Source organism: Streptomyces sp. NPDC013457 (assembly GCF_043089925.1).
Classification (GTDB): Bacteria; Actinomycetota; Actinomycetes; order Streptomycetales; family Streptomycetaceae; genus Streptomyces.
In genome coordinates this window covers 372,809-396,939 of sequence record NZ_JBICBL010000003.1, presented here as the reverse complement: position 1 = coordinate 396,939, position 24,131 = coordinate 372,809, and the positions used below count along the sequence as shown (strand labels likewise).

Annotated in this window: 22 protein-coding genes; 5 read left to right on the top strand and 17 right to left on the bottom strand. The window is 72.0% G+C overall.

Features of this window, described 5'->3' with window-relative positions:
* The first annotated feature begins 15 nt into the window (after window positions 1–15).
* Window positions 16–939, top strand: a complete 924-nt coding sequence (locus ACF1G2_RS10650; RefSeq protein ID WP_391797917.1) for a tyrosine-protein phosphatase — start codon at window positions 16–18, stop codon at window positions 937–939.
* Here the strand turns inward: ACF1G2_RS10650 and ACF1G2_RS10645 are convergent.
* The 6 genes from ACF1G2_RS10645 to ACF1G2_RS10620 form a co-directional block, all read right to left on the bottom strand.
* Entirely contained in the window at window positions 936–2,588 is a 1,653-nt protein-coding gene (locus tag ACF1G2_RS10645) for a DEAD/DEAH box helicase (RefSeq protein WP_391797916.1), read from the bottom strand. The two genes, ACF1G2_RS10650 and ACF1G2_RS10645, sit on opposite strands and share 4 nt — an antisense overlap.
* Before the next feature lie 89 nt (window positions 2,589–2,677).
* Window positions 2,678–2,881, bottom strand: coding sequence for a cold-shock protein (locus tag ACF1G2_RS10640; protein ID WP_005318814.1), 204 nt, complete (start codon window positions 2,879–2,881; stop codon window positions 2,678–2,680).
* Between the two features lie 186 nt (window positions 2,882–3,067).
* The gene (locus tag ACF1G2_RS10635) at window positions 3,068–4,225 is read right to left on the bottom strand and encodes an acetyl-CoA C-acetyltransferase (RefSeq protein ID WP_391797915.1); all 1,158 of its coding nucleotides are present in this window, start codon (window positions 4,223–4,225) and stop codon (window positions 3,068–3,070) included.
* Window positions 4,226–4,243: 18 nt separating this feature from the next.
* Window positions 4,244–4,873 carry a TetR/AcrR family transcriptional regulator gene (locus ACF1G2_RS10630; RefSeq protein WP_391797914.1) on the bottom strand — a complete coding sequence of 210 codons (630 nt, stop codon included), beginning with the start codon at window positions 4,871–4,873 and terminating at the stop codon, window positions 4,244–4,246.
* 15 nt (window positions 4,874–4,888) lie between these two features.
* Entirely contained in the window at window positions 4,889–5,695 is an 807-nt protein-coding gene (locus tag ACF1G2_RS10625) for an SDR family oxidoreductase (RefSeq protein ID WP_391797913.1), read from the bottom strand.
* Window positions 5,692–6,828 (bottom strand): acyl-CoA dehydrogenase family protein, encoded by a 1,137-nt coding sequence (locus ACF1G2_RS10620; protein WP_391798133.1) that lies wholly within the window; start codon window positions 6,826–6,828, stop codon window positions 5,692–5,694. Before ACF1G2_RS10620 ends, ACF1G2_RS10625 begins: the two co-directional genes overlap by 4 nt.
* A 57-nt stretch (window positions 6,829–6,885) precedes the next feature.
* Between ACF1G2_RS10620 and ACF1G2_RS10615 the strand changes: the two genes are divergently transcribed.
* On the top strand, window positions 6,886–8,031 hold the full coding sequence (locus ACF1G2_RS10615) for an acyl-CoA dehydrogenase family protein (RefSeq protein ID WP_391797912.1): 1,146 nt from the start codon (window positions 6,886–6,888) through the stop codon (window positions 8,029–8,031).
* Window positions 8,031–9,035 (top strand): acyl-CoA dehydrogenase family protein, encoded by a 1,005-nt coding sequence (locus ACF1G2_RS10610; protein WP_391797911.1) that lies wholly within the window; start codon window positions 8,031–8,033, stop codon window positions 9,033–9,035. The genes ACF1G2_RS10615 and ACF1G2_RS10610 overlap by 1 nt, the downstream gene beginning before the upstream one ends.
* Here ACF1G2_RS10610 and ACF1G2_RS10605 read toward each other — a convergent pair.
* From ACF1G2_RS10605 to ACF1G2_RS10585, 5 genes are all read right to left on the bottom strand, one after another.
* A complete protein-coding gene (locus ACF1G2_RS10605; RefSeq protein WP_391797910.1) occupies window positions 9,030–9,545 on the bottom strand; it encodes a pyridoxamine 5'-phosphate oxidase family protein in 516 nt (171 codons plus the stop codon). The genes ACF1G2_RS10610 and ACF1G2_RS10605 overlap by 6 nt on opposite strands.
* A gap of 117 nt (window positions 9,546–9,662) precedes the next feature.
* Entirely contained in the window at window positions 9,663–10,037 is a 375-nt protein-coding gene (locus ACF1G2_RS10600; protein ID WP_391797909.1) for a VOC family protein, read from the bottom strand.
* Window positions 10,038–10,107: 70 nt separating this feature from the next.
* Window positions 10,108–10,827: a VWA domain-containing protein gene (locus ACF1G2_RS10595; RefSeq protein ID WP_391797908.1), complete on the bottom strand. Its 720-nt coding sequence runs from the start codon at window positions 10,825–10,827 to the stop codon at window positions 10,108–10,110.
* Between the two features lie 115 nt (window positions 10,828–10,942).
* A complete protein-coding gene (locus ACF1G2_RS10590) occupies window positions 10,943–11,821 on the bottom strand; it encodes an alpha/beta fold hydrolase (RefSeq protein WP_391797907.1) in 879 nt (292 codons plus the stop codon).
* Window positions 11,821–12,423, bottom strand: a complete 603-nt coding sequence (locus tag ACF1G2_RS10585; RefSeq protein ID WP_391797906.1) for a PadR family transcriptional regulator — start codon at window positions 12,421–12,423, stop codon at window positions 11,821–11,823. Before ACF1G2_RS10585 ends, ACF1G2_RS10590 begins: the two co-directional genes overlap by 1 nt.
* Before the next feature lie 79 nt (window positions 12,424–12,502).
* Here ACF1G2_RS10585 and ACF1G2_RS10580 point away from each other — a divergent pair, with 79 nt between their 5' ends.
* Both ACF1G2_RS10580 and ACF1G2_RS10575 read left to right on the top strand, forming a co-directional pair.
* Entirely contained in the window at window positions 12,503–13,633 is a 1,131-nt protein-coding gene (locus tag ACF1G2_RS10580; RefSeq protein WP_391797905.1) for an LLM class flavin-dependent oxidoreductase, read from the top strand.
* Window positions 13,630–14,511, top strand: coding sequence for an alpha/beta hydrolase (locus ACF1G2_RS10575; RefSeq protein ID WP_391797904.1), 882 nt, complete (start codon window positions 13,630–13,632; stop codon window positions 14,509–14,511). Before ACF1G2_RS10580 ends, ACF1G2_RS10575 begins: the two co-directional genes overlap by 4 nt.
* A 155-nt stretch (window positions 14,512–14,666) precedes the next feature.
* Here ACF1G2_RS10575 and ACF1G2_RS10570 read toward each other — a convergent pair whose 3' ends face one another.
* From ACF1G2_RS10570 to ACF1G2_RS10545, 6 genes are all read right to left on the bottom strand, one after another.
* Window positions 14,667–15,254: a TetR/AcrR family transcriptional regulator gene (locus tag ACF1G2_RS10570; protein WP_391797903.1), complete on the bottom strand. Its 588-nt coding sequence runs from the start codon at window positions 15,252–15,254 to the stop codon at window positions 14,667–14,669.
* A 97-nt stretch (window positions 15,255–15,351) separates the two neighbouring features.
* Entirely contained in the window at window positions 15,352–16,215 is an 864-nt protein-coding gene (locus tag ACF1G2_RS10565; protein ID WP_391797902.1) for an NmrA family NAD(P)-binding protein, read from the bottom strand.
* Complete coding sequence (locus tag ACF1G2_RS10560; RefSeq protein WP_391797901.1) at window positions 16,212–16,637, bottom strand: nuclear transport factor 2 family protein; 426 nt, start codon at window positions 16,635–16,637, stop codon at window positions 16,212–16,214. The genes ACF1G2_RS10565 and ACF1G2_RS10560 overlap by 4 nt, the downstream gene beginning before the upstream one ends.
* Window positions 16,638–16,922: 285 nt before the next feature.
* Window positions 16,923–18,383: a glutamate synthase subunit beta gene (locus ACF1G2_RS10555; RefSeq protein ID WP_391797900.1), complete on the bottom strand. Its 1,461-nt coding sequence runs from the start codon at window positions 18,381–18,383 to the stop codon at window positions 16,923–16,925.
* Entirely contained in the window at window positions 18,376–22,935 is a 4,560-nt protein-coding gene (gene gltB, locus ACF1G2_RS10550; RefSeq protein WP_391797899.1) for a glutamate synthase large subunit, read from the bottom strand. The genes ACF1G2_RS10555 and gltB overlap by 8 nt, the downstream gene beginning before the upstream one ends.
* Before the next feature lie 455 nt (window positions 22,936–23,390).
* Complete coding sequence (locus ACF1G2_RS10545; protein WP_352186392.1) at window positions 23,391–24,119, bottom strand: VIT1/CCC1 transporter family protein; 729 nt, start codon at window positions 24,117–24,119, stop codon at window positions 23,391–23,393.
* Between the last annotated feature and the right edge of the window lie 12 nt (window positions 24,120–24,131).

Sequence of the window (24,131 nt, the reverse complement as noted above, 5' to 3'; positions counted from 1 at the left end):
CACGGGAGTTCCGTCATGCCACTGTCGAGACGCGCACTGCTGAGCACCGCCACCGCAGCCGCCTTCGCGGCGGCCGCCGCCCCGGCCGTCGCGGCGCCCCGCAGCCGTCCCCGCGCCGCGGCCGTCCGCCACATCCCGCTCCAGGGCGCGGTCAACGTACGTGACCTGGGCGGCTACCTCACCTACACGGGCGACCGGGTCCGGCACGGTCTGGTGTACCGCGCCGACGCGCTGAGCAAGCTGACCGACGCCGACGTGACGACCCTCGCCGGGCTGCGCCTGGGGCGGGTCGTCGACTTCCGGATCCCGCTGGAGGTCCAGTACGACGGCGCGGACCGGCTGCCGTCCGGGCTCGTCGCGGTGTCGCGGCAGGTCACCGACAACGGTCTGTTCGGGCAGCTGCTCGCGGCGATCGGCTCCCGCGACCCGGTGCGCCAGGAGCAGATGCTCGGCGGCGGCCGGGCGGCCGCGTTCATGCACGAGGTGTACCGCACCTTCGTCACGAGCGCGGCGAACCGGGCCCAGCTCGGCCTCACCCTCCGCGAGCTGGCCGGTCCCGGCTCCACGCCGTCGCTGTACCACTGCACCTCGGGCAAGGACCGTACGGGCTGGACGAGTTACCTGCTCCTGACGGTCCTGGGCGTGCCGGAGCAGACGGTCGTCGGCGACTATCTGGCTTCGAACACCTTCCGTTCCGCGTACGACGCGAAGGTGCGGGAGGGCCTGAAGCAGGGCGGTCTGATGCAGAACCCGGATCTGATCATCCCCCTCCAGGAGGTGCGGACCGAGTATCTGAGGACCGCGCTCGACGAGGTGAGGAAGGGGTACGGCGGCCTGTTCCGCTACCTCACCGACGGGCTCGGCCTGGAGCTGGGCACGCTGGCCAGGCTCCAGGACCGACTCGTCGACCAGCCGGGCACCCGCCCGGCTCTCCGCTAGCCCTGCGTCGCGGCTCCGCCGCCCCGGCGGCCGCCCCGGCCGCCGCCGGCGGTGCCGGAGGAGCCGCGGGTGCGGCCGGCGGCGCCTGCCGTGCCCGTACGGGAGCCTCCCGTGCCCGTGCCCGTACGGGAGCCGCCCGTGCCCGCGGCGGTGCGCGAACCGGTCGTACCCGTACGGGTGGTGGCGCCCGAGCGGGAACGGCCGCCGCCGCCACCGCGGCGGGAGCGCTGGCCGCCCGTCCGCGGCTGCGCGGGCTGGGCCGGCTGCGGGACCTCGATGACGACCGGGACGCCCGAGGGCTCACGGGCGCCGGTGAGGCGGGTCAGTTCCTCGTCGCTGGACTTGATCTGCGCCGTACGCGGGCTGATGCCGGCGTTCGACATCAGGCGGCCCATGTCGCGCTTCTGCTCGGGCAGGACGAGGGTGACCACGCTGCCGGACTCGCCGGCCCGGGCGGTGCGGCCGCCGCGGTGCAGGTAGTCCTTGTGGTCGATCGGCGGGTCGACGTTCACGACCAGGTCGAGGTCGTCGACGTGGATGCCGCGTGCCGCCACGTTGGTCGCCACGAGCGCGGTGACCTGGCCGTTCTTGAACTGGTCCAGGGTGCGGTTGCGCTGCGGCTGCGAGCGGCCGCCGTGCAGGCCGGAGGCCCGTACGCCGCTGGCGAGCAGCCGCTTGACCAGCCGGTCCACGGCACGCTTGGTGTCCAGGAAGAGGATCGTCCGGCCGTCGCGGGCGGCGATCTTCAGCGTGACGGCCTTCTTGTCGGTCTCGTCGGCGATGTAGAGCAGGTGGTGCTCCATCGTCGTGACGGCGCCGGCCGACGGGTCGACGGAGTGCACCACCGGGTCGTCGAGGAACATCTTCACGAGCCGGTCGATGTTCTGGTCCAGGGTCGCCGAGAACAGCATCCGCTGGCCGTCGGGCTCGACCTGCTTGAGCAGCGCGGTGACCTGCGGCATGAAGCCCATGTCGGCCATCTGGTCGGCCTCGTCCAGGACCGTGATCGCGACCTGGTCGAGCCGGCAGTCGCCCCGCTCGATGAGGTCCTTCAGACGGCCGGGGGTGGCGACGAGGACCTCGGCGCCACGGCGCAGCGAGTTGGCCTGCTTGGTGATCGACAGACCGCCGACGACGGTCGCGAGCCGGAGCTGGACCGAGGTGGCGTACGGGGCGAGGGCGTCGGTGACCTGCTGGGCGAGCTCGCGTGTGGGCACCAGGACCAGGGCGAGCGGGGCCTTGGGCTCGGCGCGGCGGCCCGCGGTGCGGGCGAGCAGGGCGAGGCCGAAGGCGAGGGTCTTGCCGGAGCCGGTGCGGCCGCGGCCGAGGATGTCCCGGCCGGCGAGCGAGTTCGGGAGGGTCGCGCCCTGGATCGGGAAGGGCTCGGTCACGCCCTGCGCGTTCAGCGTCTTGACCAGGGCCGCGGGCATGTCGAGGGCGTCGAAGGACTCGACGGAGGGGAGCGCGGGCGTCAGCGTCTCGGGCAGGGTGAACTCACGCGGCGGCGGAGGCGAGGCCGGTCCACGGCCACGCCCGGCGCCCTTGGCCTTGCCCTTGGGGGCGGCGGCGGAGCCACGGCGGGTATTTCCGGACGGGTTTCCGGAGCGGGATTCCGCGGCCCGGCGGGGCCGCCTTTCGGAGCGGGTCATGGGAAATGCCTTCCTGGCCTGAGCACAGCACAAGCCGGGACCCGCACCTGCGCGGTGCGGGCCCCGGCTGCGAGAAACGCGTCCGGCAATTAGGCCGGGAGGATGTTCTCCGCCTGCGGGCCCTTCTGGCCCTGCGTGACGTCGAAGGTGACCTTCTGGCCTTCCTGCAGCTCACGGAAGCCGGAGGTCGCGATGTTGGAGTAGTGGGCGAAGACGTCGGCGCCGCCGCCGTCCTGCTCGATGAAGCCGAAGCCCTTTTCCGAGTTGAACCACTTCACGGTTCCGGTGGCCATAATTTTCTCCTGAATAGGTAAGGGTCCCATCCCGGAGAGTCCGGAAAACAAAATCGCGCCTGAGGAACATTCCCGTCAGGCGCACATAAAGTTCATGGGTACCAACTAGCAACAAGGGAACCTTAGCACGCCGCCCCACCCGGAGGGCGGGACGGCGACGAGGGTCACACCGGGGCGGTACGAAGATCAGAGCCGCTCGATGATCGTCACGTTGGCCTGGCCCCCGCCCTCGCACATCGTCTGGAGGCCGAAGCGGCCGCCCGTGCGTTCCAGCTCGTGGAGCAGCGTCGTCATCAGCTTCACACCCGTCGCGCCCAGGGGGTGGCCCAGGGCGATCGCGCCGCCGTTGACGTTCACCCGCTCCGGGTCGGCGCCCGTCTCCTTCAGCCAGGCGAGGACGACCGGGGCGAAGGCCTCGTTGATCTCGACGAGGTCCATGTCGTCGATGGTCATGCCCGTCTTCTTCAGGGCGTACGCGGTGGCCGGGATCGGGGCGGAGAGCATCCGGATCGGGTCCTCGCCGCGCACCGAGAGGTGGTGGACGCGGGCGCGCGGGGTGAGGCCGTGTTCCCGTACGGCCCGCTCGCTCGCCAGGAGCATCGCAGCGGCGCCGTCGGAGACCTGGGAGGAGCAGGCCGCCGTGATCGTGCCGCCCTCGACGACGGGCTTCAGGGCGGCCATCTTCTCCAGGGTGGTGTCCCGGCGCGGGCCCTCGTCCACGGTCACGTCCCCGTAGGCGACGGTCTCCCGCGCGAAGCGGCCCTCGTCGATCGCACGCAGCGCCCTCTCGTGCGACCGCAGGGCGAACTCCTCCTGGTCACGGCGGGTGACGCCCCACTTCTTCGCGATCAGCTCGGCGCCGTGGAACTGATTGACGGGCACGTCTCCGTACCGGGCTCGCCAGCCCTGGGAGCCCGCGTAGGGGCCCTCGCTCAGGCCGAGGGGCTCGGCGGCCTGCCGGGAGGCGAAGGCGATCGGGATCATCGACATGTTCTGGGTGCCGCCGGCCACGACCAGGTCCTGCGTGCCGGAGAGCACGCCCTGCGCCGCGAAGTGCACGGCCTGCTGCGAGGAGCCGCACTGGCGGTCGATCGTGACGCCGGGGACCTCCTCGGGCAGGCCCGCCGCCAGCCATGCCGTACGGGCGATGTCGCCGGCCTGCGGGCCCACGGTGTCGAGGCAGCCGAAGACGACGTCCTCGACGGCGGAGGGGTCGATGCCCGAGCGGGCGACGAGCGCCTTCAGGACGTGCGCGCCGAGGTCCGCCGGGTGGGCGGAGGCCAGGCCTCCCTTGCGGCGGCCCACCGGGGTGCGGACCGCTTCGACGATGTAGGCCTCGGCCATGACAACTCCTCCAGACGGCTAGGAACGTACGGCGATTCCGTCCAGGACCATCGACAGGTACTGGCGGGCGATCTCGTCCGGGCTGTGCTGTCCGCCCGGGCGGTACCAGGACGCGGCGACCCAGACGGTGTCGCGCACGAACCGGTAGGTGAGCCGGATGTCGAGGTCGGCCCGGAAGGTCCCGGCCTCGACCCCACGCTGCAGCGTGCCCAGCCACGCCTTCTCGAACTTCTGCTGCGAGTCCGAGAGGTAGTGGAAGCGGGGCTGGTCGGCGAGGTGCCTGGACTCCTTCTGGTAGATCGCGACGGCGGCGCGGTGCCGGTCGATCTCCCGGAAGGACTCGGTGACGAGGGCCTCGATGGTCTCCCTGGGGCCGAGTCCGGCGGCGAGGACGGCGTCGTACCCCTCCCACAGCTCGGTCAGGAAGGTGGAGAGGATCTCGTCGAGCATCGATTCCTTGGAATCGAAGTGGTAGTAGAGGCTGCCGGCGAGCATGCCGGCGGCGTCGGCGATCTTCCGTACGGTCGTGGCGTTGTACCCCTGGGCGGCGAACACCTCGGCCGCGGTGTCCAGGAGTTCCCTGCGGCGCTCGGGCGAGGCGCTCACCGGGGGCTTCTTCTTGCTGTCGCTGCTGACTGTCTTCGGCACACGTCCATTCTGGTCCTAGGCGTGCTGACTGCTGACCGAGACGGTCTCGCCGGTCATGTAGGAGGAGTACGCGCCGGCGAGGAAGACGATGACGTTGGCGACCTCCCAGGGCTCGGCGTACCGCCCGAAGGCCTCGGCCGCGGTGAGTTCGGCGAGCAGCTCGGCGGAGGTGACCTTGACCAGGTGCGGGTGCATGGCGAGGGACGGGGCGACGGCGTTGACGCGGACGCCGTACGGCGCCGCCTCGACGGCTGCGCAGCGGGTGAGGGCCATGACGCCGGCCTTGGCGGCGGCGTAGTGGGCCTGGCCCGCCTGGGCGCGCCAGCCGACGACGGAGGCGTTGTTGACGATCACACCTCCGTGATCCGCCTCCGCGAAGTGGCGCAGGGCGGCGCGCGTGCAGCGGAAGGTGCCGTTCAGGGTGACGTCCAGGACCCGGCTCCACTGGGCGTCGGTCATGTCGACGAGCGCGGCGGTGCCGCCGAGCCCGGCGTTGTTGACGACGGCGTCGAGCCGGCCGTGGAGCCGTACGGCGGTGTCGAAGAGGGCCTGCACCTGGGCCTCGTCGGTGACGTCGCAGGGCAGCGCGTCGACCCGGTCCGCGCCGAACTCGGCGGCGAGGGCGGCCTCGGCCTCCTTGAGCCGGCGGGCGTGCGCGTCGCTGATCAGGACCCTTGCGCCCTCCTCCAGGAAGCGCCGGGCGGTGGCCCCGCCGATACCGGCGCCGGCGGCGGCGGTGATGACGGCGGTACGGCCGGTGAGCAGTCCGTGCCCGGGAACGTACGGGGGCGGGGTGGCGGGCGGGGTGGCGGGCGGGATCATGGGCGCGGCTCCTTGGGGAGGCCGAGCACCCGCTCGGCGATGAGGTTGCGCTGGATCTCGCTGGATCCGGCGTAGATGGTGTCGGCGCGGGAGAAGAGGAACAGCCGCTGCCACTCGTCGAGTTCGTAGGGTTCGGCGGCGACGACCGTCGCGGCGGCGCCGCGGACGTCCATGGCCAGCTCGCCGAGGTCGCGGTGCCAGTGCGACCAGTAGAGCTTGGCCGTCGAGGGGTCGGTGCCGCGCCGGGCGCTCGCACGCATGGCCTGGAGCCCGGCCCAGGCCCGGGCGAGCCGGTCGCGGATCAGCGGGTCGGCGAGGGCGCCGTTGCTCCGGGCGAGCGCGATGAGCCCTTCCAGCTCGCGGCGGAATCCGACCTGCTGGCCGAGGGTGGAGACGCCGCGTTCGTAGCCGAGGGTGGCCATGGCGATGCGCCAGCCGTCGCCGGGGGCGCCGACGACGTTCGCGGCGGCGGTCCGCGCGCCGTCGAAGTAGACCTCGTTGAACTCGCTGGTGCCGGTGAGCTGGACGATCGGCCGGATCTCCACGCCCGGCCGGTCCAGGGGGACGAGGAGGTACGAGAGTCCGGCGTGGCGCCGGGAGCTCGGCTCGGTGCGGGCGACGACGAAGCACCACTGCGACTCGTGGGCGAGCGAGGTCCAGATCTTCTGTCCGTCGATCACCCAGTCGTCGCCGTCGCGGCGGGCGCGGGTGCGGACGGCGGCGAGGTCGGAGCCGGCGTCGGGTTCGCTGTAGCCCTGGCACCAGAGCTCCTCGACGGCTCGGATCGGGGGCAGGAAGCGGGCCTTCTGCTCCTCGGTGCCGTGGTCGATGAGGGTGGGGCCGAGCAGCTGTTCACCGATGTGGTTGACGCGGGCGGGGGCGTCGGCGAGGGCGTACTCCTCGTGGAAGGCGATCTGCTCCTCGATGCTCGCCCCGCGCCCCCCGTACTCGGTGGGCCAGCCGACGCAGGTCCAGCCGTGGGCGGCCAGGTGCCGTTCCCAGGCGAGGCGTTCGGGGAAGGCCTCGTGCTCGCGGCCGGGGCCGCCGAGTCCCTTGAGGGCGGCGAACTCGCCCGCGAGGTGGGCCCGCAGCCAGGCGCGTATCTCGGTGCGGAACTCCTCGACGCTGCTCATGGCGCTGCTCATGGCCGTACGTTAACCTACCAAACACTTGTTAGGGAAGGAGCCCCGATGGACCCGTCGCACAGCGCCGAGGAGGACGCCTTCCGCGCGGAGGCCCGGGAGTGGCTGCGGGCCCGTGTGCCCGCCGAGCCGCTGCCCTCCCTGGAGACGGAGGAGGGCTTCGCCGCGCACCGCGCCTGGGAGGCGGAGCTCGCCGCCGGCCGCTGGTCGGTCGTCTCCTGGCCCGAGCGGTACGGCGGCCGGGACGCCGACATCTTCCGTTGGCTGGTCTTCGAGGAGGAGTACTACGCGGCGGGGGCGCCGGGCCGGGTCACGCAGAACGGCATCAGCCTCCTCGCCCCGACCCTCTTCGACCACGCCACGGAGGAGCAGCGGGCCCGCGTGCTGCCGTCGATGGCGACCGGCGAGGTCGTCTGGGCGCAGGCCTGGTCGGAGCCGGAGTCGGGCTCCGACCTGGCCTCGCTCACCTCGCGCGCGGTACGGACGCGGGGCGGCTGGCTGCTGTCCGGGCAGAAGACCTGGTCCTCGCGGGCGGCCTTCGCGGACCGGGCGTTCGGCATCTTCCGCACCGACCCGGAGACGGACCCCGCACGGCCGCACCGGGGGCTGACGTATCTGATGTTCGACCTGCGGGCGCCCGGGGTGACGGTCCGGCCGATCGGGCGGCTCGACGGGAAGCCGGCCTTCGCCGAGCTCTTCCTCGACGAGGTCTTCGTGCCGGACGAGGACGTGATCGGGGAGCCCGGCCAGGGCTGGCGGATCGCGATGTCCACGACGGGCAACGAGCGCGGGCTGATGCTCCGCTCCCCCGGCCGCTTCCTCGCCGCCGCCGACCGGCTCGTACGGCTCTGGCGCGAGGGCGGGGAGGGTCCGGGGCTTCGCGACCGGGTCGCGGACGCGGTGATCGGGGCTCGGGCCTACCAGCTCTTCACGGCTGGCGCCGCCGCACGGTTCGCGGCGGGGGCGGCCATCGGGGCGGAGTCGAGCCTGAACAAGGTCTTCTGGTCGGAGTACGACATCGCGCTGCACGAGACGGCGCTCGACCTGCTGGGCGACGAGGCGGAGTCGGCGGACGGCGCGTGGGGCGAGGGGTACGTCTTCTCCCTCGCGGGCCCGATCTACGCCGGCACCAACGAGATCCAGCGCGACATCATCGCCGAGCGGCTGCTCGGCCTGCCGAAGGGGCGGCGCTGATGCGATTCCTGGCGACGAAGGAGCAGCGCGCCTTCGCGCGCTCGCTGGACGCGATGCTGTCGGCGGCGGGGACGCCGGCCGCGATCCGGGCCTGGGCGGCGGACGATCCGTCGCCGGGCCGCGCCCTGTGGTCACGCCTCGCCGAGGCGGGCGTCTTCGCGCTCGCGGTGCCGGAGCCGTACGAGGGCGTGGGCCCGCTGCCGGTCGAACTGGCGACGGCGTTCGTGGAGTTGGGGAGGCACGGGGTACCGGGCCCGGCGGTCGAGACGGTGGCGGTCGCCGCGCTGCTCGCGGAGCTGGCGCGGCGGGGCGAGGACGGTCCTGCCAAGCGTCTGCTCCCGGGGATCGCGGCGGGCGGGACGATCGCGACGCTGGCGACGGGCGCGCCGCCCGCACCGCCCCGCGGCGCCGCCCTGGACGCGGACCGCGCCGACCTGGTCCTCGCCGTCGAGGCGGACGAGCTCCGGATCGCCCGCGGCCACGAGGGTGTACGCGTCTCCGCCGATCCCGCGCGCCGGTTCGCCAGGCCCGCGCCCGGCGGGGAGGTGCTGGCCGCGGGGCCCGCCGTGACGGCAGCCGTCGCGCACGCCCGGGACTGGGCCCTGCTGGCGACCGCCTCCCAGGCGCTCGGCGTCGGCCTGACGCTGCTCGACCGGACCGTGGCGTACGCGAAGCAGCGGCGCCAGTTCGGTACGGAGATCGGCTCCTTCCAGGCGGTCAAGCACCGGCTGGCCGACACCCTGATCGCGCTGGAGTTCGCCCGCCCCCTGGTCTTCGGAGCGGCGCTCACCTTCGCGAGCACCGATCTCGCGGCCGCCAAGGTCACGGCCGGCGAGGCCGCCTACGCCGCCGCCCGGACGGCCCTGCAGATCCATGGCGCCGTCGGCTACACCGAGGAGCTCGACCTCTCCCTCTGGCTCCGCAAGGCCCGGCCGCTCAGGGACGCCTGGGGCGCCCCGTCCTGGTGCCGGGCCCGTGTCCTCGACACGTACGGCGGCTCATGACTGTTCGCGCGGCGGACTGTCGTCCGTACCGCGCCGGATCGTCCGCAGCCTCCGCCCCGGTGACCAGGTGCGGACGACCAGGTCGTCGCCCTCGACGACGGTGCGGACCACCTCCGTCACCTCCACCCGGAAGACATGGAACGGCAGTGGCATGCCCACGGCCTCCGCGTACCGCTCCAGCGCCCCCGGATCGGTGATCTCGACGGCACGGCCCGAGATCCGGACGTCGCCGCCGCCCATGTCCGTCCCCGAGCCCGGGTTGGCGAGCAGCGCGAAGCGACCGTCACGGCGAAGGTCGAGCGCCTTGCGGGAGTTCGGCATCATGCCGAGCCACAGCTCGTCCCCCCGGAAGTCGGCCTCGATGCCGCTGAGCCGCGGCGAGCCGTCCTTCCGTACGGTGGCGAGCGAGTGGTGGGTGTACTGCCCGAAGCGTTCGCGCACGGTCGCGGCGAAGGCGGGCTCGGCGGCTTCGAAGGCCGCCCAGGTAGTCGTGGTTCCGGTGTCTCCCATGACTCCAGGAAACACCGGGTACCCGACACCTTCTGTCTGGATTACTCCTCTGCCGGGACCGGGACGCCGGCCGGGATCCCCGGCCCCGTCGACTCCGGCCCGGATCTCCGGCCCCGACTACTCCCCGCGCTCGGCGGCCGACCGCTCCACGCAGAACTCGTTGCCCTCGGGGTCGGCCAGCGTGGCCCAGCCCGTGCCGTCCGCGTTCCGGTGGTCGCCGACCATCGTGGCGCCGATGGCCAGCAGCCGCTCGACCTCCGCGTCCCGGCCGCGGTCCTCCGGCCGCAGGTCCAGGTGGACCCGGTTCTTGACCGTCTTCCCCTCGGGCACCTGGATGAAGAGCAGGTCCGCACCCGCGGAGTGGACCAGCGCCTCGGGGTCACCGGGTGCGTCCTCGTCGGACACCTTTCCGTCCAGGGCCTCGGCCCAGAAGGCCGCCAGGCCGTACGCGTCGGAGCAGTCGAACGTCACGTGTCGCACAAGAGATGCCATGCCGCCACTATCACGTGGTCGACACCGCACGAGCCAGCGGGTTTCCCGCGGTTCCCGGGCCTCCGGCGTCTCACGGGCGGACGATGGCGGCGGCCCGGGCGGCGGAGAGCCAGGCCGGGAACTCGGAGACGATCCGGTCGTACAGCTCGGCGTCCGGGACCCTGCGCGGGTCCGTTCCGGCGTGGAAGAACCCGGCGTTGTCGACGGGCCGCCTGTCCGGCACCGCCAACTCGTCGAGCTTGCGCAGGAATTCGAACTGCCGGCTGCCGGGGTCGCCGAAGCCGATGAACTGCCAGAAGAGCGGCAGTTTCGCCGCCTTGCAGACGTACCGCTCGGCGGCCAGTTTGTTGATCGGTCCGCCGTCGGTCTGGAAGACGACGAGCGCCGGCGCGGTGGCGCCGCTGTCGAGGTAGTGGTCGATGACCGCGTCCATCGCCAGGTGGTAGCTGGTCTTGCCCATGTGGCCGAGCCCGGCGACGATCCGGTCGATCCGCCCCTGGTGGTCGGCGAGTTCGATGTCGGTCTCGGCGTCGATGTCGGTGGAGAAGAAGACCACGGGCACCCGCCCGTCGTCGTCCAGGTTGGCCGAGAGACCCAGCACCCGGTCGGCCAGCGCCTGGACGCTGCCGTCCTTGTAGTACGGCTTCATCGAGCCGGAGTAGTCGAGCACGAGATAGACGGCGACGCGCTGCCCGTCCAGGCCGTGCTTGCGCAGGGAGACCCCCGCCGACTTGTAGAGACTCACCAGGGCCGGTGCGGTCTCCTCGACCTTGCGCAGACTCAGTGCCATCGACGGCTCCCCTCCCCCAGGACCCGCGCGGCCGCTGCCGCGCGGACTCCTCCCGATACGTTCCCGAGCGTACGTGACCAGCCCCGCCGCGCCGCACGTGTTCCGGGGGCCGTCGTCACCGGTCACCCACCGCGGCGAGGATCAGGGAGGCGACGCGGTCCGGGGCCTCCAGCGGGGGCCAGTGGCCGACGTCGGCCAGGGCGTGGAGGGTGGCGTCCGGCATGCGCTCGGCGATCCGCTCGGCGATGTGGGCCCCCGAAATGGGGTCGAGCAGGCCCCAGACGAACGCCTTGGCAAGGTCACCGGTCTCCATGGCCTCGACCCAGCGGTCACGGTGGGCGGTCCGGTCGTCGATGTACCGGATCAGGAGATGGGCGTTCCGGTGGCCGTCGTCCCGGCCGAGGCCCTCCCACATCGCGGCCACGTCGGCGCTCGCGTCGTACCCCTCGGCGAACGTCGGGGCGAGGGCGGCGGCGAGGAGTTCGGCGCTCAGCGCGGCGCTGAGCTGGGGGCCGAGTTCGGGGTCGAGCAGCGCGGACTGGGCCGGTTCCGGCCGGTGGAGCTCGGGGTAGATGCCGCCGTTCAGCAGCGTCAGACTCGTGATCTCGCTCTTCGACGCTCCCTCGGCGCGGCGGGCGACGAGTTCCTGGGCCACGGTGGTGCCGTAGTCGTGGGCCACGAGATGCGTCGAGCGCACCGCTTCGTGCTGCCACAGCGCGGCCACCAGGTCGGCCTGTTCGTGGATCGAGTACGTGTGGTCGGCCGGCTTCTCGCTGGCGCCGAAGCCGAGGAAGTCCGGCATGAGGAGGGTGTGGCGGGCGGCGAGAGCGGGGGCCGCCCGCGCCCAGTCGTGCGACGAGCTGGGAAACCCGTGGAGGAGCGTCATCACGGGTCCGCTGCCGGCCCGGCGGACGAACACCTCGCGCGGGACTCCGGAGACGGTGAGCGTGATCCGCTCGCCCTCGGCCCACCACTGCTCGATCTCTGTCGTCATCACAGCCTCCTCTTCCGCAGGTCCTCGATGTCCGCGAGCATGGCGTCCGCCAGATCGCGCTCGGCGGCGTAGTACCGCTCGGCCCAGGTGAGGGTCAGCATCGGGTACTCCCAGGCCTCCTCGGCCTTCGCGCCCTCCACGTCGGCCTCCGCGCGCCGGCGCATCTCCTCGGCGAACTCCCGGTGGTGGCGCAGGACTTCACCCATCTGCTCGGGTTCGAGGAGGTGTCCGAGCCAGAGCCTGAGCATGGGACCGTGCTTGAGCACCGGCGGGTCGACGGCCGCGGTGCGGGCCCAGGCGCGGACGGCGGTCATCCCCTCGTCCGTGATCCGGTAGACCCGCTTGTCACGGCTCCCCGTCTCCTGGGCGACCGTCCGCGAGGTGGCGAATCCGGCCTGCTCCAGGCGCTTCAGCTCGCTGTAGATCTGGCTGAACGACGGGCTCCAGTAGAAGAAGCGCAGCGACTGGTCGGCCCACTTCTTGAGGTCGTAGCCGGACAGCTCCCGGCCGAAGGAGAGCAGTCCGAGCACCGCCCAACTGGTCGCCGGGAAACGGGGGTTATCCGGCTCCGCACCCCGCCCCGCCGTCGTCTTGTCCGCCACGGACCGAAGTCTACGACTCCCTTCCGCACCCCACCTATGCCTGCTAGAAGTATTTCTATTCGGCATAGAGGAGTTCACCGTGAAGTTCTCCATGATCTTCGAAGCCCAGCTCGTCGACCCGACCCCCGCACGCGAACGCCAGGTCATCCACGACTGCGTCGCACAGGCCGTCCACGCGGAGAGGATGGGCTTCGACCGCATCTGGGCCGTCGAGCACCACTCCCTCACCCAGTACGCCCACATGAGCGCGTCCGAGATCTTCCTGTCCTGGGTCGCCGCCCGCACCGAGCGCATCCGGATCGGCCACGGCGTCGTCACCATGCCGTTCGGCTACCAGCACCCGGTACGGGTGGCCGAGCGCGCCGCCATGCTCGACGTCCTCAGCGGCGGCCGGGTGGACATCGGCGCCGGCCGGGGGGCGACCCGCCAGGAGATGCGCATGTACGGAGTGCGCCAGGAGGACACGTATCCGCAGATGGAGGAGGCTCTGCGGATCTTCTCCCGGGCCTGGCGCGAGGAGCGGTTCGAGTGGCACGGCTCGATCGACATCGGCCCGGGCGCGGTCCTTCCCCGCCCCGTGCAGGACCCGCACCCGCCCCTCTTCATGGCCTGCTCCAAGCACGACACCCTCAAGCGGGCCGCCGAACTCGGCATCGGAGCACTGGTGCTGGGGTTCGCGGGCGCGGACGACGTCCGTGCGATGCGGAAGGTGTACGACGACGCCATCGCCGTACGCGACGGCTCGCGGCTCGTCTCCACCGAGGTCAACGACCACTTCTCGGCGCTCTGCCCCACGATCGTCCTGGACGACGCGGAGCGCGCGCTGCGCCTCGGCACGCGCGGCCAGCGCTTCTTCGCCGAGTCGATCGCCCACTGGTACGGCGACGCCCCGGCACCCACCGGCCATGCCGAGGACGACGACCACACGGCCGCGCTCGAACGGCGACGCGAGGAGCTGGTCGCCCGGCTCCACGAGGCGAACGTCCCGGCCCGCCCGGTCGACACCGGCCCGTACAACACCGACCACGCCTACGGGGACGCCGGCACCGCGATCGCCTACGTCGAGCGGCTGCGCGAGATCGGCGTCGACGAGGTGATGTGCCTGATCCAGATGGGCACGGTCCCGCAGGAGGTCTGCATGGAGACCATCCGGCAGTGGGGCGAGCGGGTCATCCCGCACTTCCGCGCGCGGGAGCTGACGGCCGGATGACCGATCCCCTGACACCGGCGGCCCGGGCGCTCTGCGAGGCGATGTCGGCGAACTTCCCGCCCCCGGGCTCGCCCCTGGCGCTACGGGCGGCGGCCCGGGCGGGCGTGCGGCAGGTCCCGCCACGGCACGAGACGGCGGCGAACGGCGTCCGCGTACGTCTGTACGGCGCCGGGCCGGGCTCCGCGCTCGACCCCCGTCCCGTCGTCGTCTTCGCGCACGGCGGCGGGTGGGTTCTGTGCGACCTCGACACCCACGACGGACTCTGCCGTGAACTGGCCGTACGGGCGGGGGCCTCGGTGGTCTCCGTGGACTACCGGCGCGCGCCCGAGCACCGCTTCCCGGCCGCCGAGGACGATGTGTACGCGGTCCTGGAGTGGGCCGCCGCCCGTTACGGAGGCCCCCTGATCCTGGCGGGCGACTCCAGCGGCGCCAACCTCGCGGCGGGCGCGGCCCTGCGCGCCAGGGACAGTGGCGGCCCACCGGTCGCGGGCCAGCTCCTCTTCTACCCGGCCCTCGACCACCGGCTCGACTCCCTCTCGGCGGAGGCGTACGCCGAGGGCTTCTTCCACACCACGGCCCATATGCGCTGGTACTGGGAGCAGTACGTCGGCCCGGCCGGCGATCCGGTCGCCGCCTCCCCCGGCCTCGCGGCCGACCTCACCGGCCTCCCTCCGACGCTCGTGGTCCTCGCGGACTGCGACCCGCTCCGGGACGAGGGCCTGGCCTACGCCCGCCGGCTCTCCTCGGCGGGGGTCCGCGCCGAAGTGCGGCTGCACACCGGCATGTTCCACGGCTTCCTGGGGGCGCGCGGCGTGCTCCCCGAGGCGGACGCGGCCCTGGCGGGCGCCGCGGGCTGGCTCGCCGGCCTGTGCGGGTGAGACCGACCACGCCGAACCGTCCGCTGGACACCACGATCCCGTTCCCCGTACCGGCCTCCTACGCCCGACGGGCATCGGCGCGGCACACGACGCGTACCGCGCCTCCGTCTGTCCCCACGGACCGTCGCACCCCCACCGGATGAGCGGCCAGGAGGTCAGTCCTCGTCCCCCGGGGGTCCCAGGAGGGCGTCCACGTGGGCGGCGAGCGCGGCCCGCAGGGCTTCCGGCGGCATTCCGCGGTCGTCGATCAGGTGCACCACCAGATCGGCCCGGATCGTGGCCAGCAGGGCGTGGGCGGTGAACTCCGCGTCGTGGACGCCGGGCACCCGCTCCAGTGCCGCGCGCAGGATCTCGTGCCAGGAGTCGTAGTGCTCCGCCCGGTAGGGGCTGCTGAGCCCGGCGTCCTCGGCCGCCGACATCAGGTTACGGTTCTCGATCTTGAACCGCAGCGAGACGTCGAGGAGATCCTTCACCTGTCGGCGCGGTGAGGCGGCCCCCGCCTCCCGTACCTCGGCGACCGTCCGCCGCAGCGGTTCGAGGCGGGAGGCGATGAGGGCGCCGATCAGGCCGGCCCGGTCGCCGAAGCGCCGGAAGAGGGTGCCCTTGCCGACCCCGGCGGCCGCGGCGATGTCGTCCATCGACACGCTCGTGGGGCTGGTGCTGACGGCGAAGAGCTCGTCGGCGGCGGCCAGGACCGCCTCCCGGTTGCGCACGGCGTCCGCGCGTTCTGCGCGCTGGGCCACGGACCCTCCTCGTGGGTGAAGCGGTTCTCGTCGTGTCGTCGAGTCGGTCGACGATACGCGCTGCCGGGCGGCCGGCGAGAAGGCGGGGCGGCGGGCCCTACCCGGTCGCCTCCCGTTCGAGGAAGGCGCGCAGTGTGCCCGGAGGGCGTCCGGTGAGACGCCGGACGGTGTCCGAGGTGCGGTCCTCCGCCCCGTCCGCGATGGCGCGGTCCATCCCGGCCAGCATGGTGGCGAACTCCAGCGGGATCTCGGCGGCCCAGCGGTCGCGCAGCTGGTCCGACGTCAGCCGTCGGTGCACCACGGGGCGGCCGGTGACCTCGCTGATGGCCCCGGCGACGTCGTCGTAGCTGAGCGTCTCGGGCCCGGTGAGGATCAGGTCGGCGTTCGGGGCCTGTTCGTCCGTCAGGGCACGTACGGCGACGGCGGCGATGTCCTCCGCGTCGACGAACCCGACCCGGCCGTCCCCCGTGGCCGTCAGAATGGCGCCGCCCTCGCGGATGCTGCGCGCATGGGGCATGGAGCCGACGAAGTTCTGCATGAACCAGGAGGGCCGCAGCACCGCCCACTCCTCGAACAGGCCGGGCAGCGCCTCGTGGACCTGCCCCACCGCCGGGCCGCCCGCGGGGATCGCGGACGAACTGAGCAGCACCGCGCGGGAGACACCTGCCGTACGGGCCCGGCGGAGGAAGGGCAGCATCACCGCGGCGGGCTCGGACGAGCCGATGGGCGGGACCAGATAGACCCGGTCGACACCGGCCAGGGCCTCGCCCCAGGTACCGGGCGCACCCCAGTCGAAACGTACCGCCTCGGCACCCGCCACCGGGGTCGCGCCCCGGCTCGCGGCCCTGACGCGACGGCCGTCCGCGACCAGCCGGGCGACGACACGGCTGCCGGTGGTCCCGGTGGCCCCCACGACCAGGGCCGCGCGAGGGACGCGGCAGGAGCCGGGGCCGCCGCTCATCGGGCCGCTCCGGCGAAGTCGGCTCCGGGCTCGGCCACGGCGAGGGGGTTCCAGTAGTCGCGGTAGGAGGTGATGAGCCCGTCCCTGACGGTCACCACGGCGATGTAGGTCATGTCGAAGGGGGCGCCGGTCTCCACCAGACGTCCGACCCCGCGCATCTCGACCACGATCGTCTCGGCGGCGGCGGTCCGGTGGACGGTCACGTCGGGGAAGTCGTGGAGGTCGATGTGGTCGGGGTAGTGGCGCATGTACTCCGCGACGGCCTCCCGCCCCTCCAGGCGGGTGGGCCGGCCAGGGGGCGCGAAGGGGAACTCCATGACACCGCCCTCGTGCCACAGGTCCACCCAGCCGGCGATGTTCTTGTCCAGGAGCAGCCGCAGACCGTGGCGGTACAGCTCCTCGGGCGTCATGGGGGTCGTCATGATCGGGGCTTCCGTTCTGCTCGACGGCACAGCTCTCCGGACCGCCGGAGAGAAGCAAAGCGGACTGGCGGTCCGTATGACTCGAGCATACGGACCGCCAGTCCGCTTCACAAGGCGGGGACGGTCGAAGCGGGGGCGGGCGAGGCGAGAGGGCACCTGACACCCGGGAACGACCGGTGGCAGAACGCGCCGCGGCGCCCTCCCAGTCGTCCGGTCGGGGACATTCGGGGGGCGCCGCGCTCAGTTCCGTACGTCGTTGTACGGGACGTCTTGGGGACGGGACGGTCAGACCGTCAGGGCTCGGTCCGTCGGGCGGATCGGGGCCGGGAGGTCACTCGCACCCGTCAGGAAGCGGTCGACTCCGCGGGCGGCCGAGCGGCCCTCGGCGATCGCCCAGACGATCAGCGACTGGCCGCGGCCGGCGTCACCGGCCACGAACACACCACCGACGTTGGTGGCGAAGTCCGCGTCACGGGCGATGTTACCCCGCTCATCGAGGTCTAGACCAAACTGCCCGACCAGGCCGTTCTCGACGTCCGTCCCCGTGAAGCCCATCGCGAGCGTCACCAGCTGCGCCGGGATCTTCCGCTCCGTGCCGGGCTTCTGCGTCAGCTTGCCCTCGACGAACTCGACCTCGACCAGGTGCAGGAACTGGACGTTGCCGTCCTCGTCGCCCTCGAAGTGGGTGGTGGAGACGGAGTAGACCCGCTCGCCGCCCTCCTCGTGCGCCGAGGTGACCTTGTACAGCATCGGGAACGTCGGCCACGGCTGGCCGGCCGCCCGCTCGTCGCCCGGTCGCGGCATGATCTCCAGCTGCGTGACCGAGGCCGCGCCCTGGCGGTGGGCGGTGCCCACGCAGTCCGCGCCCGTGTCGCCGCCGCCGATGACGACCACGTGCTTGCCCTCGGCCGTGATCGGCGGGGTCACGAAGTCGCCCTCGACGACCTTGTTGGAGAGCGGCAGGTACTCCATCGCCTGGTGGATGCCGGACAGCTCGCGGCCCGGGACCGGCAGGTCACGCGCGGTCGTGGCGCCCGCCGCGACGACCACGGCGTCGTACCGCTTGCGCAGGTCCGTCGCCGTGATGTCGCGGCCGATCTCGACACCCGTACGGAACTTGGTGCCCTCCGCGCGCATCTGCTCGATGCGGCGGTTGATGTGCCGCTTCTCCATCTTGAACTCGGGGATGCCGTACCGCAGCAGTCCGCCGATCCGGTCCGCGCGCTCGAACACGGCGACCGTGTGGCCCGCCCGCGTCAGCTGCTGGGCGGCGGCGAGACCCGCCGGGCCCGAGCCGATCACGGCGACGGTCTTGCCGGACAGGCGCTCGGGCGCCTGCGGCTTGACGTCGTTGCTGTCCCACGCCTTGTCGATGATCGAGACTTCGACGTTCTTGATGGTGACGGCCGGCTGGTTGATGCCGAGCACACACGCCGCCTCGCACGGAGCCGGGCACAGACGGCCGGTGAACTCCGGGAAGTTGTTGGTCGCGTGCAGCCGCTCGGACGCCTGCGCCCAGTCCTCGCGGTAGGCGTAGTCGTTCCACTCGGGGATCAGGTTCCCGAGCGGGCAGCCGTTGTGGCAGAACGGGATGCCGCAGTCCATGCAGCGGCCGGCCTGCTTGCTGATGATCGGCAGCAGGGAGCCGGGGACGTAGACCTCGTTGAAGTCCTTGACGCGCTCGCCCACCGGACGGGTCTTGGCGACTTCGCGCCCGGTGGTCAGGAAGCCCTTGGGGTCAGCCATGGGTCGCCGCCTCCATCATCTTCTCGGTGGTCTCGGCCTCGGAGAGACCTGCGAGCTCAGCGGCGTCCTTGGCGGCGAGCACTGCCTTGTACGTGGTCGGGATGATCTTGCTGAAGCGCTCCGCGTTCACGGACCAGTCGGCAAGGAGCTTCTCCGCGACCGTCGAACCGGTCTCCTCGTGGTGGCGGCGCACGACGTCGTGCAGCCACTGCCGGTCGGCGTCGTCGAGCGCCTCCACGGCGGACAGGTTGCCGGAGTTGACGTTGTCCCGGTCGAGGTCGACGACGTACGCGACGCCGCCCGACATGCCGGCCGCGAAGTTGCGGCCCGTCTCGCCGAGGACGACCGCCGTGCCGCCGGTCATGTACTCGCAGCCGTGGTCGCCCACGCCCTCCGAGACGACCAGCGCGCCGGAGTTGCGGACGCAGAAGCGCTCGCCGGTGCGGCCCCGCAGGAACAGCTCACCGCCGGTCGCGCCGTACGCGATGGTGTTGCCCGCGATGGTCGAGTACTCGGCCAGGTGGTCGGCGCCGCGGTCCGGGCGGACGACGACACGGCCACCGGAGAGGCCCTTGCCGACGTAGTCGTTGGCGTCGCCCTCCAGGCGGAGCGTGACACCGGCCGGCAGGAACGCGCCGAACGACTGGCCGGCGGAGCCGGTGAAGGTGATGTCGATGGTGTCGGCCGGCAGGCCCGCGCCGCCGAACTTCTTCGTCACCTCGTGGCCGAGCATGGTGCCGACCGTCCGGTTGATGTTGCGGATCGCGACCTGGGCCCGGACCGGCTGGGCCTCCTCGGCCGTCGCCGCGCCCAGCGCCTCGGCGGCGAGTTCGATCAGCTCGTTGTCGAGGGCCTTCTCCAGACCGTGGTCCTGCTCGATCAGGGCGTGGCGGACCGCGCCCTCGGGCAGCTCGGGCACGTGGAAGAGCGGGGCCAGGTCCAGGCCCTGCGCCTTCCAGTGCGTCACGGCGCGGCTGGTGTCGAGCAGCTCGGCGTGGCCGACGGCCTCTTCGAGCGTACGGAAGCCCAGCTCGGCGAGGATCTCGCGGACCTCCTCGGCGATGAACTCGAAGAAGTTCACGACGAACTCGGCCTTGCCGGAGAAGCGGTCGCGCAGGACCGGGTTCTGCGTGGCGATGCCGACCGGGCAGGTGTCCAGGTGGCAGACGCGCATCATGACGCAGCCGGAGACGACGAGCGGAGCGGTCGCGAAACCGAACTCCTCGGCGCCGAGCAGTGCGGCGATGACGACGTCACGGCCGGTCTTGAGCTGGCCGTCGGTCTGCACGACGATCCGGTCGCGCAGGCCGTTGAGCAGCAGCGTCTGCTGGGTCTCGGCGAGGCCGAGCTCCCAGGGACCGCCCGCGTGCTTCAGCGAGGTGAGCGGGGAGGCGCCCGTGCCGCCGTCGTGGCCGGAGATCAGGACGACGTCCGCGTGCGCCTTGGAGACACCGGCGGCGACCGTGCCGACACCGACCTCCGACACCAGCTTCACGTGGATACGCGCGGCCGGGTTGGCGTTCTTGAGGTCGTGGATCAGCTGAGCCAGGTCCTCGATGGAGTAGATGTCGTGGTGCGGCGGCGGGGAGATCAGACCGACGCCCGGGGTGGAGTGCCGGGTCTTGGCGACCCACGGGTAGACCTTGTGGCCGGGCAGCTGGCCGCCCTCGCCGGGCTTGGCGCCCTGGGCCATCTTGATCTGGATGTCGTCCGCGTTGACCAGGTACTCGCTCGTCACGCCGAAGCGGCCGGAGGCGACCTGCTTGATGGAGGAGCGGCGCGCCGGGTCGTACAGGCGCTCCGGGTCCTCGCCGCCCTCACCGGTGTTGGACTTGCCGCCCAGCTGGTTCATGGCGATGGCGAGGGTCTCGTGCGCCTCGCGGGAGATGGAGCCGTACGACATGGCGCCCGTCGAGAACCGCTTGACGATCTCGGAGACCGGCTCGACCTCGTCGATGGAGATCGCTTCCCGGCCTTCGGCGAAGCCGAAGAGACCGCGGAGCGTCATCAGACGCTCGGACTGCTCGTTCACCCGGTCCGTGTACTTCTTGAAGATGTCGTACCGCTTGTTGCGCGTGGCGTGCTGCAGGCGGAAGACGGTCTCCGGGTCGAACAGGTGGGGCTCGCCCTCGCGGCGCCACTGGTACTCGCCGCCGATCTCCAGCGCGCGGTGCGCGGAGGGGACGCCGGAGGCGGGGTACGCCTTGGCGTGGCGGGCGGCGACCTCCTTGGCGACGACGTCGAGACCGGCGCCGCCGATCTTGGTGGCCGTGCCGTTGAAGTACTTCTCGACGAAGGCGGTGTCGAGGCCGACGGCCTCGAAGACCTGGGCGCCGCGGTAGGAGGCGACGGTCGAGATGCCCATCTTGGACATGACCTTGAGGACGCCCTTGCCGAGGGCGTAGATCAGGTTCCGGATGGCCTGCTCGGGCTCGAGGCCCTCGATGAAGGTGCCGGCGCGGACCAGGTCCTCGACCGACTCCATCGCCAGGTACGGGTTGACGGCGGCGGCGCCGTAGCCGATGAGGAGGGCCACGTGGTGGACCTCGCGGACGTCGCCGGCCTCGACCAGCAGGCCCACCCTGGTGCGCTGCTTGGTGCGGATGAGGTGGTGGTGGACGGCCGCGGTGAGCAGCAGCGACGGGATCGGCGCGTGCTCGGCGTCGGAGTGCCGGTCCGAGAGGACGAGCAGGTGGGCGCCGCCCTCGATCGCCGCGTCGGCCTCGGCGCAGATCTCCTCGATGCGGGCGGCGAGCGCGTCGCCTCCGCCGGAGACCCGGTACAGGCCGGAGAGGGTCGCGGCCTTCATGCCGGGCATGTCGCCGTCGGCGTTGATGTGGATGAGCTTGGCCAGCTCGTCGTTGTCGATCACCGGGAAGGGCAGCGTGACGCTGCGGCACGACGCGGCGGTGGGGTCGAGCAGGTTGCCCTGCGGGCCCAGCGAGGAGTGCAGCGAGGTGACGAGCTCCTCGCGGATGGCGTCCAGCGGCGGGTTGGTGACCTGCGCGAAGAGCTGGGTGAAGTAGTCGAAGAGCAGCCGGGGGCGCTCGGACAGCGCCGCGATCGGCGAGTCGGTGCCCATGGAGCCGAGCGGCTCGCCACCGGTGCGGGCCATCGGGGCGAGGATGACGCGCAGCTCTTCCTCGGTGTAGCCGAAGGTCTGCTGGCGGCGGGTGACCGAGGCGTGGGTGTGCACGATGTGCTCGCGCTCGGGCAGGTCGGAGAGCTCGATCTCCCCGGTCTCCAGCCACTCGGCGTACGGCTTCTCGGCGGCGAGGCCGGCCTTGATCTCGTCGTCCTCGACGATCCGGTGCTCGGCGGTGTCGACGAGGAACATCTTGCCGGGCTGGAGGCGGCCCTTGCGGACGACCTTGGCGGGGTCGATGTCGAGGACGCCGACCTCGGAGGAGAGGACGACGAGGCCCTCGTCGGTGACCCAGTAGCGGCCGGGGCGCAGACCGTTGCGGTCCAGGACCGCGCCGACCTGGACGCCGTCGGTGAAGGTGACACAGGCCGGGCCGTCCCAGGGCTCCATCATCGTGGAGTGGTACTGGTAGAAGGCGCGCCGGGCCGGGTCCATGGACTCGTGGTTCTCCCACGCCTCCGGGACCATCATCAGGACCGCGTGGGGCAGGGAGCGGCCTCCGAGGTGGAGCAGCTCCAGGACCTCGTCGAAGGAGGCCGAGTCGGAGGCGTCCGGGGTGCAGATCGGGAAGATCCGGTCCAGCGAGCCCTCACCGAAGACGGTGGAGTCGAGCTGGGCCTCGCGGGCGGTCATCCAGTTCCGGTTGCCCTTGACGGTGTTGATCTCACCGTTGTGGGCGACGAAGCGGTACGGGTGGGCCAGCGGCCAGCTCGGGAAGGTGTTGGTGGAGAACCGGGAGTGGACCAGGGCCACGGCGGTGGCGCAGCGGCGGTCCGACAGGTCCGGGAAGAAGGGCTCCAGCTGGCCGGTGGTCAGCATGCCCTTGTAGACGATGGTGCGGGCGGAGAGCGACGGGAAGTACGTCCCGGCCTCACGCTCGGCGCGCTTGCGCAGCACGAACGCCTTGCGGTCCAGCGCGATGCCCGTGCTCGTGCCGTCGGCGACGAAGAGCTGACGGAAGACCGGCATGGTGGAGCGGGCGGAGGCGCCGAGCAGCTCGGGGGCGACGGGGACCTCGCGCCAGCCGAGGACGTTCAGACCCTCCTCGGACGCGATCGTCTCGATCTGCGAGACGGCCTGTGCGGAGCCGTCGGCAGGGAGGAAGGCGATGCCGACGGCGTAGGCGCCGGCGGCGGGGAGGTCGAAGTCGGTGACCTCGCGCAGGAAGGCGTCGGGAACCTGGAGCAGGATGCCGGCGCCGTCTCCGGAGTCGGGCTCGGAGCCGGTGGCGCCGCGGTGCTCGAGATTGCGCAGTACGGTCAGCGCCTGCTCGACCAGGGCGTGGCTGGCAACACCGGTCAGGGTGGCCACGAACCCGACACCACAGGCGTCGTGTTCGTTACGGGGGTCGTACATCCCCTGCGGAGCGGGGCGACCGTCCATGGGCGACCAGGCGTCGGAACGCATCGGCTCTCCCGTCGTCGTCGTGGCATATGCAGCTGCCGAGGGACGACGTTGGCCCTCCGCGAAATTTCGTGCAGGTTACATGATGGCTGGCTTCTCGCGAAGTGGATAGCTCATTCCAACATGCGGACACCGCTGACACGGAGCGGTGATGGTGGTTCACGCGTGAAGTGTGGGGTCTAAGGGTGGTTCTCAAGGGGGTCGGCAGACCCATCTCAAGGGGGGTCGGTAGACCCGACGCAGAGCGAGCCTCATTGCCCGCGGCGCTTACGCCTCATGCCCGGTGGTCATGGATTCGAAACCGCCGAGTAACGGCTACATATGTCGCGCTGTGCATAGTGTCTCACCGGGCGGCCGATCCGCCCAGGGGATATACGTCACAGCCAGCATGCACGCGGAAGGCCCTCACCGCAGGGCGAGGGCCTTCCATGGGGGTACGCAGGGGCGGGGCTGCGAGGTCAGAGCGCAGCCCCGAAGAGCATGCCGAGTCCGTACGTGAGAGCCGCGGCGGCGCCACCGAGCACGAGCTGACGCAGTCCGCTGAACCACCAGCTGCGCGCCGTCACCCGGGCGACCAGCGCGCCGCAGCCGAAGAGCCCGAGGAGCGCCAGCAGCACGGCCGGCCACAGCGCGCTCGCGCCGAGCAGATAGGGCAGTACGGGAAGCAGGGCGCCGAGCGCGAACGAGGCGAAGGACGAGACGGCGGCGGTCATCGGCGACGGAAGGTCGTCGGGGTCGATGCCCAGCTCCTCGCGGGCGTGGATCTCCAGCGCCTGCTCCGGGTCACGGGAGAGCTGCATCGCGACCTCGCGGGCGAGCGCGGGCTCGACACCGCGGGACACGTACAGCGCGGCGAGCTCCTCCATCTCGTCGACCGGGTGCTTGCGCAACTGACGCCGCTCGACGTCCAGTTCCGCCTGGACGAGTTCGCGCTGCGAGGCGACGGAGGTGTACTCGCCGGCCGCCATGGAGAAGGCGCCGGCCGCGAGTCCGGCGAGGCCGGTGATGACGATGGTCTGCTGCGACACCGCGCCGCCCGCGACACCGGTCATCAGCGCGAGGTTGGAGACCAGTCCGTCCATGGCGCCGAACACCGCCGGGCGAAGCCAGCCGCCGTTCACATCGCGGTGCGTGTGGTTGTCGCGGTGGGCCTCGTGCAGTGGTGCCTGGACTTCGATGATGGACATGCCTCTCCCCTG

Coding starts and splice junctions, on each gene's coding strand:
- ACF1G2_RS10650 (WP_391797917.1), top strand. CDS start 16: ATGCCACTGTCGAGACGCGCACTGCTGAGCACCGCCACCGCAGCCGCC.
- ACF1G2_RS10645 (WP_391797916.1), bottom strand. CDS start 2,588: ATGACCCGCTCCGAAAGGCGGCCCCGCCGGGCCGCGGAATCCCGCTCC.
- ACF1G2_RS10640 (WP_005318814.1), bottom strand. CDS start 2,881: ATGGCCACCGGAACCGTGAAGTGGTTCAACTCGGAAAAGGGCTTCGGC.
- ACF1G2_RS10635 (WP_391797915.1), bottom strand. CDS start 4,225: ATGGCCGAGGCCTACATCGTCGAAGCGGTCCGCACCCCGGTGGGCCGC.
- ACF1G2_RS10625 (WP_391797913.1), bottom strand. CDS start 5,695: ATGATCCCGCCCGCCACCCCGCCCGCCACCCCGCCCCCGTACGTTCCC.
- ACF1G2_RS10620 (WP_391798133.1), bottom strand. CDS start 6,828: ATGAGCAGCGTCGAGGAGTTCCGCACCGAGATACGCGCCTGGCTGCGG.
- ACF1G2_RS10615 (WP_391797912.1), top strand. CDS start 6,886: ATGGACCCGTCGCACAGCGCCGAGGAGGACGCCTTCCGCGCGGAGGCC.
- ACF1G2_RS10610 (WP_391797911.1), top strand. CDS start 8,031: ATGCGATTCCTGGCGACGAAGGAGCAGCGCGCCTTCGCGCGCTCGCTG.
- ACF1G2_RS10605 (WP_391797910.1), bottom strand. CDS start 9,545: ATGGGAGACACCGGAACCACGACTACCTGGGCGGCCTTCGAAGCCGCC.
- ACF1G2_RS10600 (WP_391797909.1), bottom strand. CDS start 10,037: ATGGCATCTCTTGTGCGACACGTGACGTTCGACTGCTCCGACGCGTAC.
- ACF1G2_RS10595 (WP_391797908.1), bottom strand. CDS start 10,827: ATGGCACTGAGTCTGCGCAAGGTCGAGGAGACCGCACCGGCCCTGGTG.
- ACF1G2_RS10590 (WP_391797907.1), bottom strand. CDS start 11,821: ATGACGACAGAGATCGAGCAGTGGTGGGCCGAGGGCGAGCGGATCACG.
- ACF1G2_RS10575 (WP_391797904.1), top strand. CDS start 13,630: ATGACCGATCCCCTGACACCGGCGGCCCGGGCGCTCTGCGAGGCGATG.
- ACF1G2_RS10565 (WP_391797902.1), bottom strand. CDS start 16,215: ATGAGCGGCGGCCCCGGCTCCTGCCGCGTCCCTCGCGCGGCCCTGGTC.
- ACF1G2_RS10560 (WP_391797901.1), bottom strand. CDS start 16,637: ATGACGACCCCCATGACGCCCGAGGAGCTGTACCGCCACGGTCTGCGG.
- ACF1G2_RS10555 (WP_391797900.1), bottom strand. CDS start 18,383: ATGGCTGACCCCAAGGGCTTCCTGACCACCGGGCGCGAAGTCGCCAAG.
- gltB (WP_391797899.1), bottom strand. CDS start 22,935: ATGCGTTCCGACGCCTGGTCGCCCATGGACGGTCGCCCCGCTCCGCAG.
- ACF1G2_RS10545 (WP_352186392.1), bottom strand. CDS start 24,119: ATGTCCATCATCGAAGTCCAGGCACCACTGCACGAGGCCCACCGCGAC.